The sequence below is a fragment of the Nostoc sp. 106C genome (assembly GCF_002154725.1).
In the GTDB taxonomy this organism is placed as follows: Bacteria; Cyanobacteriota; Cyanobacteriia; order Cyanobacteriales; family Nostocaceae; genus Aulosira.
In genome coordinates, this window is the sequence record NZ_MTAW01000184.1 from 128,152 (window position 1) to 145,104 (window position 16,953).

General features: G+C 41.5%; 17 protein-coding genes and 1 tRNA gene. 9 read left to right on the plus strand and 9 right to left on the minus strand.

The features are described 5' to 3' along the window. Positions 1–211 precede the first annotated feature (211 nt). Positions 212–556, plus strand: a complete 345-nt coding sequence (petJ, locus tag BV375_RS28035; protein WP_086766671.1) for a cytochrome c6 PetJ — start codon at positions 212–214, stop codon at positions 554–556. A gap of 341 nt (positions 557–897) precedes the next feature. Here petJ and BV375_RS28045 read toward each other — a convergent pair whose 3' ends face one another. After that, entirely contained in the window at positions 898–2,511 is a 1,614-nt protein-coding gene (locus BV375_RS28045) for a hypothetical protein (RefSeq protein WP_086766576.1), read from the minus strand. A 315-nt stretch (positions 2,512–2,826) separates the two neighbouring features. Here BV375_RS28045 and BV375_RS28050 point away from each other — a divergent pair, with 315 nt between their 5' ends. After that, a complete protein-coding gene (locus BV375_RS28050; protein WP_086766578.1) occupies positions 2,827–3,603 on the plus strand; it encodes a lipase in 777 nt (258 codons plus the stop codon). Between the two features lie 88 nt (positions 3,604–3,691). Continuing rightward, entirely contained in the window at positions 3,692–4,339 is a 648-nt protein-coding gene (locus BV375_RS28055; RefSeq protein WP_086766580.1) for a cytochrome b N-terminal domain-containing protein, read from the plus strand. Here BV375_RS28055 and BV375_RS28060 read toward each other — a convergent pair. Continuing rightward, a complete protein-coding gene (locus BV375_RS28060) occupies positions 4,306–6,225 on the minus strand; it encodes a cation:proton antiporter (RefSeq protein WP_086766582.1) in 1,920 nt (639 codons plus the stop codon). The two genes, BV375_RS28055 and BV375_RS28060, sit on opposite strands and share 34 nt — an antisense overlap. 311 nt (positions 6,226–6,536) lie before the next feature. Between BV375_RS28060 and BV375_RS37240 the strand changes: the two genes are divergently transcribed. Both BV375_RS37240 and BV375_RS28065 read left to right on the plus strand, forming a co-directional pair. Then, positions 6,537–6,686 carry a hypothetical protein gene (locus BV375_RS37240; protein ID WP_166507544.1) on the plus strand — a complete coding sequence of 50 codons (150 nt, stop codon included), beginning with the start codon at positions 6,537–6,539 and terminating at the stop codon, positions 6,684–6,686. 202 nt (positions 6,687–6,888) lie between these two features. After that, positions 6,889–6,961 (plus strand) — tRNA-Glu (locus tag BV375_RS28065). A 110-nt stretch (positions 6,962–7,071) separates the two neighbouring features. Here BV375_RS28065 and BV375_RS28070 read toward each other — a convergent pair. From BV375_RS28070 to BV375_RS28080, 3 genes are all read right to left on the minus strand, one after another. Beyond that, entirely contained in the window at positions 7,072–7,665 is a 594-nt protein-coding gene (locus tag BV375_RS28070; protein ID WP_086766584.1) for an SRPBCC family protein, read from the minus strand. Then, complete coding sequence (locus BV375_RS28075) at positions 7,658–9,688, minus strand: GAF domain-containing protein (protein WP_086766585.1); 2,031 nt, start codon at positions 9,686–9,688, stop codon at positions 7,658–7,660. Before BV375_RS28075 ends, BV375_RS28070 begins: the two co-directional genes overlap by 8 nt. A gap of 786 nt (positions 9,689–10,474) precedes the next feature. Next, a complete protein-coding gene (locus tag BV375_RS28080; protein WP_086766588.1) occupies positions 10,475–10,810 on the minus strand; it encodes a hypothetical protein in 336 nt (111 codons plus the stop codon). Positions 10,811–10,881: 71 nt separating this feature from the next. Between BV375_RS28080 and BV375_RS28085 the strand changes: the two genes are divergently transcribed. From BV375_RS28085 to BV375_RS28095, 3 genes are all read left to right on the plus strand, one after another. Beyond that, entirely contained in the window at positions 10,882–11,130 is a 249-nt protein-coding gene (locus BV375_RS28085; RefSeq protein ID WP_086766590.1) for a hypothetical protein, read from the plus strand. Positions 11,131–11,210: 80 nt separating this feature from the next. Then, positions 11,211–11,729 (plus strand): HNH endonuclease, encoded by a 519-nt coding sequence (locus BV375_RS28090; RefSeq protein ID WP_086766592.1) that lies wholly within the window; start codon positions 11,211–11,213, stop codon positions 11,727–11,729. Between the two features lie 16 nt (positions 11,730–11,745). Beyond that, positions 11,746–12,135, plus strand: a complete 390-nt coding sequence (locus tag BV375_RS28095; protein ID WP_086766594.1) for an alr0857 family protein — start codon at positions 11,746–11,748, stop codon at positions 12,133–12,135. A 33-nt stretch (positions 12,136–12,168) separates the two neighbouring features. On the opposite strand, the gene BV375_RS28100 is transcribed toward BV375_RS28095, so the two are convergent. The 3 genes from BV375_RS28100 to BV375_RS28110 all read right to left on the minus strand — a co-directional run bounded on the left by BV375_RS28100 (position 12,169) and on the right by BV375_RS28110 (position 14,066). After that, positions 12,169–13,050 (minus strand): polysaccharide deacetylase family protein, encoded by an 882-nt coding sequence (locus tag BV375_RS28100; protein WP_166507545.1) that lies wholly within the window; start codon positions 13,048–13,050, stop codon positions 12,169–12,171. Between the two features lie 319 nt (positions 13,051–13,369). Next, the gene (locus tag BV375_RS28105) at positions 13,370–13,606 is read right to left on the minus strand and encodes a hypothetical protein (RefSeq protein ID WP_086766596.1); all 237 of its coding nucleotides are present in this window, start codon (positions 13,604–13,606) and stop codon (positions 13,370–13,372) included. Beyond that, on the minus strand, positions 13,596–14,066 hold the full coding sequence (locus BV375_RS28110) for a PIN domain-containing protein (RefSeq protein WP_243714079.1): 471 nt from the start codon (positions 14,064–14,066) through the stop codon (positions 13,596–13,598). The genes BV375_RS28105 and BV375_RS28110 overlap by 11 nt, the downstream gene beginning before the upstream one ends. Positions 14,067–14,188: 122 nt before the next feature. Between BV375_RS28110 and BV375_RS36305 the strand changes: the two genes are divergently transcribed. Beyond that, the gene (locus tag BV375_RS36305) at positions 14,189–14,395 is read left to right on the plus strand and encodes a hypothetical protein (protein ID WP_143842233.1); all 207 of its coding nucleotides are present in this window, start codon (positions 14,189–14,191) and stop codon (positions 14,393–14,395) included. Between the two features lie 38 nt (positions 14,396–14,433). Here the strand turns inward: BV375_RS36305 and BV375_RS28115 are convergent, their stop codons facing one another. Beyond that, a complete protein-coding gene (locus tag BV375_RS28115; protein WP_243714080.1) occupies positions 14,434–16,827 on the minus strand; it encodes a tetratricopeptide repeat protein in 2,394 nt (797 codons plus the stop codon). Positions 16,828–16,953 lie beyond the last annotated feature (126 nt).

Genomic DNA, 16,953 nt, shown 5'->3' on the forward strand with positions numbered 1-16,953 from the left:
CAGGATAGACTGAAGGCTGCCAAAGCCAAATAAAATATAAGTTATAAATTAAATGCTCTTTTGCTTTGTAGAGTGTATAAGTTACAGAAATTAGCGCCTCATAGGGTAGAGTACACATAGCATTTAGTAATCTCTAAGGCTTCTAGCAGCCATAGAAAACTTACTGGAGAAGGTTTTGCAGTTTCCGAATGGTTGTTGCGAGGAAAATCTATTGAGAATACTTTTATTTATACTACTGTTAGCGATCGCTCTATTTAGATTCACATTTACTCTTCCAGCACTAGCTGCTGAAACATCCGATGGAGCCAAAATATTTGATGCTAATTGTTCTTCTTGCCATATAGGTGGCGGTAACATTCTAATTAGCCATAAAACTTTGAAAAAAGATGCATTATCGAATTATTTGGAAAATTATAATCAAGACTCTATTAAAGCAATTATCCACCAGGTTCAGAACGGCAAAAATGCTATGCCCGCCTTCAAAAACAAGTTAAGCAGTGAGGAAATTTTAGAGGTAGCAGCTTACGTTTTCCAGAAAGCAGAAACAGGCTGGTAAACTAACTCATAGCATGTCTGTTCAACTTCGGGTCTACGTTCCACTTCGTTGCACTCGCTACGGACATATTAAGGGCAATTTGCGGGACATCATATCATTAGGCTGTTTTAGCTATTTCAAGTATTAATAACTATCCCACGTTAATCTCAGATGTTTACATGGGAAATAGTAAAACCCTTTAGATTACTAGAGGGTTTCTTAATTGTCAGCAAATTTCCTAAACAAGCTGAGATTTGCATAAAAGAAATAAGGATGAACGATCGCTGGTATGATTCATCCTTATTTACTGTTACTCTTCTTTCAATTTCTCAATTACAAATTCCAGACTGTTTTTATTTGTCTTAGTTAGAAGTTTGCCGTTCTTGCTTCAGTTCACGCAACTGCCGTATGAGTTTTTTGCCAGATTCCACAGTGGGAGTTGGCTGACTTGTGTTGGTATCCGGCACAGCTAATGGCTTAATAGAAGTTGCTGGTGTCGACACAGGCGCAGCTAATGGCTTGATAGAAGTTGCTGGTACAGGTACAGGCTGAAGTTTATTGATTAATGAATTGGGTAATGGTTTGACAGTTGTCGCTGGTACAGGTACAGGCTGGATTCTATTGATTGATGAATTGGATAATGGTTTGACAGTTGTCGCCGATGCAGGTGTAGGCTGGTTGCTATTGACTGTCGGATTTAATAACGGTTTGAGAGTAGGCCCGGATATGGGTACAGGCTGACTGTTATTGACTGTCGAATTTAATAATGGTTTGAGAGTAGTTGCCGATGCGGGTGCAAGCTTTTGAGTATCCCCAGCAGCGTTGTTGCTGCTATTTTTGAAATCCAGACTAAATGGATGATGAGCAATCTGCTTATCCCCCTTTGGAGGATGTGTACTGAAATACTCTCTTGCTTTTACTTGCAAAGCAGGCGAGACTGACTGCCCTTCAAACTTGATATCTAAAACCTTACCATCAGGGTCTACTACTAATCGCCCTAATACTAAACCTGCCATATCAGGTTTATCTGTAGTAATACTGTCACGGATAACGCTTTTTTCTACAGCATTTGGGTACTGTTGCTGGACTGTTTTTCTCAGTTCTTCGTAAGAGTTGATCTGGGCGATCGCCTTTTCTGTTCCTCGCGCAGGCAAATCATTAGATATATTCGGCGTAGCTCCCAACTTTCCTTGTGGTATGCCTTGTGTGGCTATGCTTAAATTATCCCCAGCTTGTGGAGTAGTTCCAATACGAGCTATTAGCTGGTCGTTTTGAGAAACTGTAGATGTATGATCGCCAGGTTGAGTAGTTTGTGCAGTGCTACTAACATCTCCTGGTGTAATAGGGGTAGCGTCCACAGGAAGAGGCGCTGGAGAGGTTGGCAAACCATCTGGTAGTTTAGCCTCTGGCAATACGGGCAATTTGTTGATAGGTAAAGGCTTAGCTTCTCCTAATGCTATTTCTCTGTTATTAAAACGCGGCGCTGGTGGCGTAGAGAATTTGCTGTTGCCATTGAAACCAGAAGTGTCAAATCGAAAATCTCTCTTGGAGTATGACCGTAACGACTGCTGTTTTGGCAGGGAGGAAATGCGGTAATTGTTTGGTGATGAGGGGATGGGTGGCAATACCAGCTGACTAGGACTAGGCGCAGGTGGTGGTGGCAAAGGAGGTAAACTCGATTGGGCACCCATATTCATCTGCGGAATTTGGGATTGTTGTAGCAGAACTGAGGATTGTGGATTAATTGGTGCAGATGAGCCTGGAATTTGTGGCAGCCGATTTTGGTCAGCTTGGCTTAATTCCATGACTCCAACCGTTTTGGATGATGCTGATTCTTTGGTTTTATTGGAGTCTACAGGTACTAATGGCACAATCAACGCAATAGCACCGTGGATGCCAAGAGAGGCTATAGCTGCTATCCCAGTTGGCTGGGTTAAGATTTCTGGTAGATTTTTTAGCAGGGAGACGTAAGACATAGCTGTTATCGTTCACTCGGCTCGGTTGCAGTTGACTAGTTGACTATCAATAAATTATTTTTCAAGCTCTAAATTATTTTTCCGGCTCTATATTAATAGATGCATCCCTCTAAAAATAATAGCTTCCTATACTGGACACAAAACGGCCAGTTTGCCATTTTTTTTAGGTTTAATTTTTGTAATAAAGTAGTATTGTACTTCAAAGTTGCATTTACCAACTCAGCAAGTGATAAATTAATCTGTCCGGTTTTTATGACTTGCACAGTTCCAACTGAAACTTCTGTTGAGCGTTGATAACTGCTTTAATAATTCCCAATGCCTTTACCTACAGTTATTTTACCTGGCTATTTAGAAAGCGCGATTGCTTACCGCCAACTAGAACAATCTCTACAGCAGTTGGGTTTTCCGACAGTTACAGTACCTTTGCGCCGCCGCGACTGGATAGCCTTGCTTGGCGGTAGACCAGTCACACCAATTTTGTGGCAACTTGATCGCACGGTAAAGCAGATATTACAGCAGTACAACACTTCTCAAATTAACTTGATTGGTCATTCGGCAGGTGGTTGGATATCTCGGATATACATGGGAGAGAAGCCTTATTTCGGACGCGGTGAGGAAGTCGGAGTCTACAGCCCTTCGGGCATCCTTCGGCGGGCGGTTCCCGTCGAGTCCGAACTTCCGAACCCGAAGGGTGAGGTCCAATCTTCCCTTTGGCAAGCTCACCCTTTGGTTGCTACTTTGATCACCTTGGGTACACCTCATGTTAGCCAAGAACGCTGGACACGCTGGAATTTAGATTTTGTCAGCAATAATTACCCTGGAGCTTTTTACAAGAATGTTCGTTACGTTTGTGTAGCTGGTAAAACTATTTTTGGGAAAAGGCGACCCGGTAGCTGGTTGGCTTACAGTAGCTACCAATTAACCTGTGGTCAAGGCAACACTTGGGGAGATGGAATCACGCCCATTGCAGCTGCTCATCTTGATGGTGCTGAAAATATTGTCATCGAAGGCGTTAGGCATTCACCCAGAAGCCCTGGTATTTGGTACGGTTCACCAGAAACACTACAAACTTGGGCACAACATTTGGCTTAAATATATCCAAAGGGTAAAGTTTCTTAATATTTCTTAGTTAATATTGTAATAATAATACACATTTAACTAATATAAAGAGGTGTCAGCCATGCAAAGTACCCAGTTCGATAGGATTTTGCGGCGACTAGCAACAATATTATCAGTCGTGATTCTGACCTTATGCCTGATTGACCTCACTACTGGAGTTTTACTGTCTTTTTATTACGAACCAACAGCAGGCGGCGCTTATCGGTCATTGAAAATGATTAATACACAAGTGCCCTACGGCTGGTTATTCCACAAAACCCATGATATTGCTGGTAATGCCGTAATTGCGATCGCCCTAATTCAAATTGTGGTGATGTTTTTAGGACGGCAATTTCGCAAGAGTTGGCTAACTGCGTGGATTAGTGGAATTTTGTTTACCCTGAGTGCGATCGCTCTAGATTGGACAGCAATGCTTCTAGACTGGACTCAAGAAGGATACTGGCGTTTTAGCATTGAGCTAGGAACAATCGAAGCAATTCCTTTTATTGGTGGAGAATTGCGAGAAATCCTGACTGGAGGAGGAGCAATTAATACCATCACTGTTCAACACCTTTACGCCTTAAACAGTTATATTATTTCGCCTGTCGCTCTATTTCTGGCTGTAGTGCATTTATCTGCTTTACTGTGGCAAGAGAGGGAAATGTATGCAGAGGAAGTTTCACCCAGCGACTTTACTCAACTACCAGAAGCTTCACTAGTGGAAAGTTGAGCCAGTTTTGCCAAAGGAACTTCTTCCACCTCAGGTAACTTTTCCAAAGCTAGAGGAGTAGACTGACTACTACCAGATAAGCGTTTTAAAAGATTTGGTCTGGGGTCGTGTAAAAGGTAGATAATGCGATCGCCTACTTCCCATTCTTGGTTGACTGGCATTACCTGTAAGCGTTGTTCTCGTTCTACCAATAACGGTATCAATACTCCAGTCCGAATCTTTTCTTGGATGTGATCTTGCTGACTAGCAAATTCCAACTCATTGAGTGTCGTTGTTCCTAACTTCACTCGCCCATCATTCAAGTACTCATTCCAAGTTTTAATTGCCAAGTCAGAAACAAAAGCTTGGTTAACTTTACTAGTTGCAGAAGTAGTTGCTTGCGGGTCACGAGGAAAAACCGCTAATACACGCGGTGGATTAAATTCCTCAGCAGCTCGTTGCGCCAAGACAAAATTTACCTCACCATTACTAGTCATAGCCAAAAAAGTACCCATACAGGCCAGTCCCGCCTCTTCTAAAACAACAGTATCTAATGCGCTACTAGCAATCACCCGCAGATTTTGGGCTTCGGCTTGAGCAAAACAATCCGGGTCTGTATCAATCATCACGACATTTTCACCCCGTTCTTGAAAGAATCGGGCAATCAACAGACTCAAAGGATTGCAACCAACAATTACTGCCCCAGTTGCCTCTTTTGAGGTAATTTGCAGCCACTTAGCAATCTGTCCGGCTGTTAAACCTTGGCAGACAACCGTCATAATAATTGTCAAAAAGACCAAAGCTTTAATAGCATCACCCCCGTTGATCCCCCGCTGTGTCAAGGAAATCGCAAATAAAGACGCAACAGAAGCCGCAACAATTCCTCTAGGTGCAACCCAGCTTAAAAACAATTTCTGTCGCCAATTGAGGTCACTATTCCAAGTACATAAGAGGATGTTAATTGGTCTGACGACAAACATCAGTACCAAAACTGTGAATAAACTGCCCCAACCCAAGGCAAATACACTGGCAATAGATAGGTCGGCTGCTAACAAAATAAACAATACAGAAACACTGAGAATTGTCAGTTGACCTTTGAAGTGTCGCAAAAGTCTTTCTTCAGGTACTGATGAGTTGGCAAATACTGCGCCTGCAATCACCGTAGTCATCACTCCCGATTCACTGCGGATAGTCTGCGCTAATGTAAACAGCCCCCAAAGTATCGCCAGCACCACCAAGTTTTTCAGTTCAAAAGACAAGAAATTAGCGCGTTTGAAAATCAAGCTCATTAAGTAACCGCCAGCAGCCCCAATTGCCCCACCAATACCAAAACGCATGAGTAAACCGATAATGGCATTTAGTGGGTCTGCATCACCATTTAAAATCGTATCGAGAACAACAAAAGCCAAAATAGCTCCAACTGGGTCAATTAAAACCCCTTCTCCTTCTAAAAGCGTTGCCACTTGGCGATCGACATTGATTTGTTTCAGTAGTGGATTAATAACAGTTGGGCCTGTAACCACGATGATTGAAGCGTAGAGAAAGGCGATATTCCAAGGAAATTCACCTAACCAGTGTGCAGCCATACTCCCACCCAGCAGTGTAATTAGCGTTCCCAAAGTGACGAGCAATTGTAGGCTAACTGAAACTCTACCCAACTCTCGCAAATCTAGGTTAAGTCCACCTTCAAACAAAATTATTGCCGTTGCTAGAGCGACAATAACTTCCAAACCCGTGCCTAGCAAATGGGGATGCAATAAACCAATACCATCAGACCCCAGCAAGATGCCCAAAAGCAGCAATAAAACAATGCTAGGAACCCGAAGATAAGCAGCGAGCACTTGGGCGCTAATACCTGCAACGACAGCAGTCACCATCTGTAAGGTGATTTCAAAAGATGCTTCCATGTTGTAGATTTTGAGCGATAAATATCAAAATCTTTTGTAAAGAAGAGTAAATATTACCTTTAAAGGGTACAACATCACACCCTTTTCGCTTGTTAAAATCAAACTTTTTTTCATACTTAGTTTCTGATAATACTCTATTTCCATCTGGTTGGCAAAAGCAGGATTTTTTGAATGGCTGATATCAAGCTAAAAAGGTAAACGATAGAGTAAATTTGGCTTTGCAATTACGCATAAATCTCATCAAAAAACTTGATAAATTTGCTATGGCAATGTCTTATGTATAACCCAAATTTCACAGTGAGTTTTTGTAGATGACATTGCTCGGTAATACCAGTAGCATCGGTAGCAAAAACTCACCTGCTCGCTGCTACGCCAACCGCTATCCTACTCTTCTTCTAACGGAAACACTAACAGGAAGCCGCTTGGAGGCGGTTTACAAGCTGGGAGATCTGAGGCAATAGCTGCAATGGAGGGAACCTTTCCCAACGCAGTGGCTCCCCAAGACACGATCAATTTTCACAGGAAACGATATCAGCGGATATTTCCTGTCAATCTAGGTCACACAGAGGTGAATCGCATCGGATTTAGCTAAAAAAAATTTTTGCAGAGACTGTTGACATCGGCTGGAAAATTCGTTAATTTATAAAAGGTCTGAGTCCAAACGCCCCCATCGTCTAGAGGCCTAGGACACCTCCCTTTCACGGAGGTAACGGGGATTCGAATTCCCCTGGGGGTATTGAAGATGAAATTCAACTGTAAGAAGTTGTAATTTGTGTTTATTTGGTTAAAAGATAAACCCATCCTGGAAATTGATGTGAATTCAGGGTGGGTTTATTATAGTCAAACTTATTGATTAGCTAACTGTTCTACACGCTGATAAACAGCTAAAAGATTTAACCGCAGATCCCTACTGAGGCGATTTTCAATAATTGTCACTGGCATAGTGAGTTTAGGCCAAATTTGGATTGTATAGCAGAGATTTGTGCCTATAGCCTCACCGAAAGAATAAGGCTCTAAGCACCAGCTACCAGCAAAACCTTTGAAGTCTCCTTCTACCATGCGGAAATTAATTTCTTTAGGGAAATATTCTTCCAAATCAAGCACTACACGTGCACAAAAGTTAAAGTTTAGTAGGCGTTGAGAACCTACTTGCTCTAGACGAATACCACCGTTAGGATGCTCCAAGAGCCGACTTTTAGCAAGGTTGGGAATGAAGTCAACTAAGGCTTCATAATCTGTCAGCACTTTCCAGATTTGCTCTACTGGTTGAGGTATATGGATTTTAGCGGTGATTTGCCGTTGTCGCTCTGCTATTTTCTCAATTTGGATTTCCACAGATGGCTCGGCACCTGTATTAATGACCAAATCTGCTTCTAGGTTGGTTTCGTCACTAGCGGCGTTGAAATCAATGCCCGCTGAAGTGTTAGTTTGTTCAGTCACTTTCAGAATATAGTTTGCTTTCGTCAGAAAACTGGGGCAAAGTAAGGGTAAAACAAATTTTGCTTAGATCGGAATCTGAAATTTGCATACTCTCAACGGCAATTGTGCCATTTAAATGTTGTACAAGAGACTTGGCTAGAGCTAAACCCAAACCAGTCCCAGGAGTCCAACGCCCTTTACCACGACGGAACTTGTCAAATATGTAAGTCGCTTCTTCAGAAGAGATACCTCGTCCTGTGTTTGTCACCTTAATAATAACTTGATCGACCAATTGATTGACTTGGTGAGTGGCTTGCAAATCAACAATGGTGTCATGCTCTGAGTATTTACAGGCATTAGTTAGTAACTCTTGCAAGATGCGGTCAAAACTTTCGACTTCAGTTTGTAGTCTTAACGACTCCTCTGGTAAATCTAGGGTAATACTTAAACTTTTCTCTGTCAGTTTTCGTTCAAAAGAGACAGCTAAATCCTGAATTCGTGTATTTAAATCAATAGTTTCAAATTGTGGAGTTGCTTGTTGAGACTCTAGTTTTTGGAGTGTAAGCAAGTCATTGATTAAATTGATTTCTTTAGTACATTCTTGCTCTAAGATATCGAAATATCTATTCTGACGCTCTGCTGCTATTCCTGGTAAACGCAAATTACGAATTGACATGAGCATATTTGTCAACGGGTAACGTAAGCGATCGCTCATATTGCTCAAAAATTCATCTTTGAGTTCATTGAGTTCTCGCAACTGCTCAACATATTGCCTTGTTCTTTCGTGCAATTTTGCTTGCAGTTCCAGGCTGCTTTGGAGTTTTGCTGTTCGCTCATCCACCAAATTTTGCACTTGTCGCAATGTCTGTGACTGAATAATCGCATTACTTACTTGTGCACAGACCATTTCCACTAGATTTAATTCTGCTGATTGCCAAGTGCGAGCCACTGCTTGCTGTAAAACTAAAAATCCTAAGACTTTGCCTTGACTCTCTAATGGCATTAACAGCATAGCTGGGAACTGCTCTACTGCAAACAGTGGAGCCGCTGTCAAAATATCTTTTTGTTCTGAATAGTCATTAATGACTACTGGTTTTCCTGATTCCGTGAATACGCGCTGGCATAAACCACAATCTGAAATCACAAAGGACTGATCTAAAATATTTGATGTACTGCTAGGGTAACTCTGGATATCTCTAGTCCATTGTCTAACTACGGTGGCTTTGGCATTAGGAATTTGCTTTTTAGACCGATTCCGAAATAGCGGATCTGTGTATTTCAACATGATAAACAGACCCCGATCTGCCTGTAGCGATTCGGCAGTAGAGGCGATCGCTAACTGGAGCATTTGATTTAACTCCAAGTTGCTCCGGCTCAGTATAGTTAATTGCTTGATCAAGCTTTGATGTTGATCGCTCTTTTTCAAATGCTGTTGTTGAGCCGCAATCAACTGTGATTGTGCTACTTGAGAAACAGCGATCGCGCAAGAAGACTCTATACTTTTCAAAAGTTGTTGTTCTGACTGAGACCAATTATGGGGTTGAAAATTAATCAGACTAATTACCCCATTATTTTTCCCCCGAAAGCGGGTAGGAATTGCTAAAACAGCTTTTATTGGTAGTGGCAAAGATTGACAACCAATTTCCAGACTTTTTTGAATTGTGGAAATATCCTCAATATTTAATGGTTCAGCCGCACATTGAACTACATGCAGTTCCATGAGCAACTGTTCCATTGAGAAGATTTCGTCTGAGTGTGGTAACCCTAGATATTCTTCTGTACACCAACTAGCAGTAGTCACTTCAGTAGATGGCTCGCTCATCACTGTAACTAAGCAGCAATCTACTCCAAAGGCAACTCCCAGCAATTTTGCCAGATCTTGTAACATCAATATCGTCGCTGGTCTGTTAGCGATGATTTGATTAATCTGTTGTAACAACTGGTGGGCTGGTTCTTCCGGATGCTGCATCAGCTTGACTGGGTATGATTGTAGTCGATCTACGTCATCTGGGCACTGTGGCGGCGATGATAAACGCTTTTTCATTCCTGGCACGCTCTTGGATAACGACCCCATTTTTTTTGCACCCAACCTCTTGGCTTACTTGTTCACCCTTCCTATGTTTGGTGCACCCTGATGAATTACAAATATTTGATGAAGACTTTCTCTCACCTGTTATAGCCCCTTTCTATTTCAGATGACTAAGTTTTTGGTATATTAAAACGAATTTTTACACAGGTAACAAGATACCTAAGATATAGTAGAACGCCTTTGCTAGATAATTTCTAACTCGATTGGCTTCGGTTAATTTACTAACTTTGACTTAGAATATCCTGTCCGTAACTATACATAAACCGTAATTTCTCTGGAATTGAGGCAAAAAGTCCGCTAGTACTCTCAGTGTTAACACTGAGAGCAATTCAAAAAAACGTCATATTTATTTCACAATTCCATTGTTCGGTGAGCTAGCCTTTTGTAGGTCTTGCTCAAAGTAAAATCCGATTTAGGCAGAGTTTCAGAAACAATGTTGATACCTGCTTGATATTAGCAACCAAGTATATATGGGTATTGTTGCTTAACTCCTATGCTCGATAATCATTTATTTAATATGCCGATGGTTAGAATCTGTCAAGTGATGTGAAACCCCCTGTGCCGGAAATAGCGATTTTTTTGAGAAAGCCTAGCTGTCAAGGCTGTTCTCTATGAAATTTAACGAGATATGTGTCTAATTACTTTTATATAATATTTATTTATGAGTTAGATAGCATTCCATAATAAATGCAGCCCAGTTTCGCTAAGTACTAACTAGGCTGCATTTTGATGAATATAAAACTATCCAGCCAAACTCTCGATACTCAGAGGAACCATATCGCCATTTCTTGTGAGTCCTAAGAGCATCGGTTGTTGTGGTTGAATAACTTGACCCGTAAGTACACAGCGTTCTTCTTGTTGAGCCGTGGCTGCTATGCTCGCTCGAATATCAGTTCGCGAAAATCGAGGTTTCCACTCACCTGATTTTTGCTGCACATAATTCCAGAGGATATCTCGAATTAGGGCTTGATAGCCCTGATTGCCAGCTATATCTTTGAGTTTCTCTTTGAGTTCGCGCTCTAGACGGATGCTGGTAACTTCCATATCGGTGGTTGGGGTGCGAGCGATTGTATGCATGACTTTTTCTCCTTTAAGGTATAGACAGGATAGTAATACAAGTGTAGTATGTTTAAAGGAATGTTCAATAGGTGAAATTTTCTGTGAAATCCATTAACTCCATCTCTACTTCTTTGCGTGCTACCAACTGCCGAGCCAGTCGGGAATTAGCATCTTTGGGAGTGGAGTATTTTTTTATGGGTAATGGTGGCCAAAAAGATGGGCAAATCACAGAGGGTAATTATGATTTTAGATATCTCAGCATTATTAGGCTGAATGCAAAACCACAACTAGACGTAAGAAGCGGGAGGTACAGGCAGAGTCATACTGTACCGATATAGACCAGAAAACTTTGAGGTCAATTTCCCACCCCCGCTTCAGTTAAAAAAGAAGCGGGGGTTTTTTAATAAGGAGTCAAGCTGTGACGATCGCGATGCAAGTGTTAGAGCAGTCCGTAGTGGTATTTTCTCAAAATTACTTGCCACTGTGTCGGGTCAATATCAAGCGGGCAATTGTACTGTTAGTAACAAACAAAGCTGAACCATTAAGTTTATCTACAGAAGCCGGTTGGAAAATCCACTCTCCCAGCTTGATACTTGAAGTACCAAAACACATTCGTTTAAAAATTGCTTCTGGTGAACGGACGTGGAAAGTTCCGCCAGTAAATCGGCGAGAAGTGTTGCGGCGAGACCATCACAGTTGTCAATATTGCGGTAGTAAAAAATCTCTAACACTAGATCATGTGATTCCGCGATCGCAAGGCGGTCCTCACACATGGAATAACGTAGTCATAGCTTGCGAAAAATGTAACTCCCATAAAGGGAATCGCACCCCTTTTGAGGCTGGTATGCATCTGCGTACCAAACCGAAAGCACCAGCGCATCCGGCGATTACTTTTGCCGAGCAGTTCTGGATCAATATGCAAGCAAACCTGGAATAACAGGAGAGCAGAAGGAATGCTGAAACTAACTTACACCGAAAGGAGCTTTTACTTAGAGTGCCTGAGTCTATCGCTGGAGGAATGGGTAGCACAGCGCGTAATTTTGGCACTGCGAGTCGGTCAATCTCTTTGTGTTGAACCCAGCACTGCTTCCTTTTTGCTTCCTGTTGATTTACCAGGAGTAGAAAAGCTCAAGGCTGAGGTAAAACGAGATGACAGTGAAATTATGGAACTGTCTACCTGTGATGCTGAATATCTGGAAGTCACCCTCCGGGGTTCTTGGCTATCTGATGGTTCAGAGGAAGCTATTGGTGTGTTCGTCACGACTATGAGCGATCGCACTGAGTTCTTCCTCCATAAAATTTGGCAGGAAGCGCAAGCCTGCGCCTCCGCCATCAGTGAATAATCAGAGTAATGGGTTAGGTATGGTACCTACCCATTATTTCTGCATTTCTAGTAGTTCGGGAACTGTCACAAATCGATAGCCTTGTTGTTTGAGTCCGCTAATGATTTCTGGCAAAGCTTGGACAGTTCTTTGGCGATCGCCACCGCCGTCATGCATTAATACAATAGATCCTGGTTTGGCATCTCTTAAAACGTTCTTGATAAATACTTGATACTTAGCATGAGGATCGGTATCGGCGGAAGTTTGCGACCACATGATTACAGCATCTTTTTGGCTTTTAGCGTAAGCAGCTAATCCGTTATTTAAAACGCCTCCTGGAGGGCGGAACAAATTAGTTTTAACTCCTGTAGTTTTGTATATAAGTTCGTTCGTGCGCTCAATTTCACTCTTGGCTGTAGCTTCATCCATGTGTCGATACCAATGATGCCAAGTATGATTACCGATCGCGTGACCTTGGGCTACAACTTGCTTGGCAATTTTGGGATTAGCTTGTAAAGCTTGTCCTACCCAAAAAAATGTTGCTTTCACATCATTTTGCTTGAGAATATCCAACATTTTTAATGTGGTATTTGGCCAGGGACCATCATCAATGCTCAGGGCAATTACTTTCTCGTTATTGCTGGGTTGTACATGATAAACTGTTGTTCCCTGAAATGTCACTGGAACGCTAAAAGTTAGATTTTCTACTTTAGCTGATGGCTGCGATTGGGGATTATCTTGGCTGATAATCTTTGGTTGCGGTACTGCTACAGCGTGAAGTTTAGTAGTTATATGTTGAGTTTTTAATGGTGAGTTAATACCTATTGGATTAATACTACAAGCTGTTACTGAAAAGGCGATGCCTAATGGCAAGATGCTCCGCATCAACGCTACTCCACTAATTATCTTTTGTCGCTGGTATTGATTGTGTGTCACATCAGGGTGCCAAAAACTCACACCATCATAAGCGGCAAGTTTTAATTTGTAATGAAGTTGATGAGTTAATAGTGTGTGGAGAAGCTCATTGGAGAATAGGCGAGCAGATTTGAGGATGATTTTAGCTACTTCTTAGAATACTGATAAGACAATTAGCATAAGAAGTTTTACTAGTTTGAAAACAACGGCGATCGCTCGCATCTAATTTGACACTTTGAACAAGAGCAATGTCTTCTATGGGAGACGCACATTTAGCTTGCTTCCTCGTAGGGTACGATGGGCTACACCTAAGCCATCTGATTTATCTATGATTTTATAACTATAGGTTTGATTCTGGTGATTCTTTACTATTTGTATCTTGATATTCTTTGATTTTGGTATATAAACTAGCAACGGTTTCTTGAGCAAACAATTTTTCTTTAATTTGCAAATATTCACCTTCGCTTATTTTGCAGGTTGCCCAAAATTTCATTACCTTTGATGGTTCTAAATGGGTGAGTAAAACCTGCATTACTTCTTGTAAATTCTCTTGTTCGTTAATAACTTTAATTGTCATTTTCTCCCTCAAGAATAAAGTTACTTGGATTGATGACTTTAAGTGATAAATTATGACATCTATTGATTAGTCTTCTGTCACAAGTGATAAAATAATCACTTCTAGAAGCTTCAGCACAAGCTACATGAAGTGCATCAATAGGTTTAATTCCTTGTTGTTGTAGTTGTTCTGCCCTAATTCTAATATTTTCATCTACTAATACTCTCAAAGTAGCTATTTTTAAGTATCGCTCCATTGATTGCTGATTGACAATAAAAGGGTTACGGCTGTTTTCATATTCTAGAACTGAAGAACTGACTAATTCTATTAATCTTGCTTCTACCATTTGTAAAATTAAGATAATTGCTTGTGTTTCCAGAAAGATTTTTGGCTGTGTTTGGTCGTCAAATGGACGATTATAAACACTGGTGTCTAGATAAACCCTGGTCATATAGCTTTTTATAACATCGTCTCTCAACAAAAGCGATCGCTCTCACACTCATCTCTCAACCCTCACAAGCGATCGCTCATCATTCTACAATTTAAGTCGAGCGATCGCCTTCAGAACACCATCATTCCACTTCAGAACAGGAACATTCTCGTTTGGAACACGAGCGATCGCCCTCAGAACACCATCATTCCACCTCCGAACACGAAACTTCGATTAAAAAGGTAGAGCGATCGCCTTCGGAACACCATCATTCCACCTCAGAACAAGAACGTTCTCGTTTGGAACATGAACATTCGTGTTTGGAACACGAAACTTTGAGTTCAGAACATGAAACTTCGAGTTCGGAACTCGAAACTTGAAGATAAAAGCTTGAATGATGAAGTGGGGAACTTGAATTTTACTGTTCTGAGGTTAGGCGATCGCGCAAATCTGCTAAATTTTCACGCATATAAACAGTATCAGGATGATTCTTCCCTAAAGTTTGCTCAAAAATTTCCAAAGCTCGCTGCAAGAGGGGTTCTGTTTGGCTGTATTTTCCTTGAGATTTGTAGTGTTTCCCTAGATTGTTGAGGCTATTAGCAACATCAGGGTTTTGCTTTTTCCAGATTTTTATACTCAATACTACAGATTGCAGTGATAGAAGTTTAGCTTTACTATATTTCCCTTGGGAACTGTAAAGATTTACTAAGTTATAGAGGCTAGTGAGAAAATAAGGATGTTCTTCTCCCAGCAGGCGTTGCCATAATGCCAAAGCTTTCTGGTAGCTAAGTTCGGCTTTATTGTATCTCCCTATAGAATAGTAGAAATAAGCCAGGTTGTTGAGACTCATAGCAACATCAGGATGTTCTTCTCCCAGTAGGCTTAGTCTTAGTAAAAAAGCTTGTAAGAATGGAAGTTCGGCTTCTTTATATCTCTTTTGGGAAAAGTAGATTCCTGCTAGGCTGTTAAGGGTTTGGGCAACGTCTAAATGCTCTTTTCCATATAAGCGTTGCCTTAGCGCCAAAACTTTTAGTGACAGATGTTCGGCTTCGCTGTATCTGCCTTGTGAATGGTAAACTTCTGCCAAGTTGTTGAGGGTAAAGGCAATATCAGGATGTTTTTCTCCCAGTAAATGTTGCTTTAGCGCCAAAATCTGCTGGAACAAGAGTTCGCTTTCGCTATATCTGCTTTGTGAATGGTAGAGTACTGCCAGGTTGTTTAGGAGAATTTCAATATCTGGATGTTCGTTACCTAAGCGTTGTTCGACAATTTTTCGACACTGTTCAAGCAAAGATGTAGCTTGATTATACAATCCCTTTCCATTGTAAAATCCGGCGTTACCGACGAAAAACCAAATTAAATCTTCATCGGTGACATACTGAATGAGATTGTTTGCTACTTCTGCTAAGTGAGGTATTGCTGGAGTGATATCCTTAATTTGCTGAATTGTGGGAGTTTGAGGAATATCTTTTGCAACTGCTACCACTACCCCGCAAAAACTTCGCTTCAACTCCTCTGCCTGTTCTAAACCTGTAAGCTTATCTTGGAAAAACTCCCGCAATAGTGGATGTAGTTGATAAATTCCTTCACCTTTGAGCTGGAGTAGATGTAACTGTAACAAACCTCGTCTAGCTCTTTTCCAATCTTGAGCCTCATTATTTATTGTTATACCCTCCACCAACTCCCAAGGAATCGGAGCTAGGGCAAATAAACTCAGAATACAGCCTAAACGTTGAGCATTTTCTCCCAAACGTCGCCAACTCAACTCAAAAGCAGCAGCAACACCCAATTTATCAGTCATTTCTGGTTGAGCTTCATCTAAAGCCGGATTCTTCAAACGCTCATTTTCCAAATCCCGCAGCATTTCTGTTAAGGATAATTCCTCATCACCTAACAAATAACGCCCGACTAATTCCAAACCCAAGGGCAAATATCCCAGCCACTTACAAAGTCTTCTCGCAATTAACGCTTCACGTCGCAGTCGTTCCTCACCAACTAAAGATTTTAATAACTGCATTGCCGCGAGTGGTGTCAGCACATCTAAATCTAATCGCACTATTGGCAACTGTAATTTTTCCCGTGTGGTAATTAATTGCTTAAACCGGGAAGGAACAGACTCTAAATAACACCTGACTTCTTCTCTATAGTTGGTGACGTTATCAATTACCAGTAAAACCTCACCCTGATGCCATTTTGTGAGGCAGTATTGGACTCTCCCAAGTAAATCTAAATCATCTGGGGGGTTTAATTGCAGCTGATTACGCGCAAACTGCACCAATTGCAGCCCCACATCCTGTAATGCAGACAACCAGCAAATTCCGCCTTGATATGTGACGCGGTGCAAATTCGCATATTGCAGTGCTAGTTCTGTTTTCCCGACTCCACCCATCCCCACAATAGCCGCAACGGCTACCTGTTGATTTTCCTGTAACAAATGATGGAGGTTTTCCAATTCCGCTTCACGTCCGACAAACTCCACCACCCCACTGAAGGGAATATTATGATGAATTTCTTTTGTTGTTTGAGTACGGGGAATACCTTTACCGTTATATTTTGCTGTTAGATAAGCCTTTAATTTTTCTAGCTTTCCGCGTTTAGGGCTAGCTAACTGAGGGCAACTCTGAGCAAACTTACCATACACCTGAGTCATGTGCTTTTTGAAAGCATCCGCACTAATATCAATCTCGCTTGCTAGTTTCGCTTCACCCTTACCGGAGTTTTCTACCTGCAACCTGACTATAAAGGCTGCTGTTTGCTCTGGGGATAACTCATGAGTAGCAGCTTCTTGTCTTAAAAACTCATCCCATTGCATAGACAGCCTGAAAAATTTTACTTAATTGAGACTTCTTGCGCGAATCATTTGCCCTCACCCTAAATCCCTCTCCCAAGCTTGGGAGAGGGACTTTGAAATTTACTCCCCTTCTCCCTGAGGGAGAAG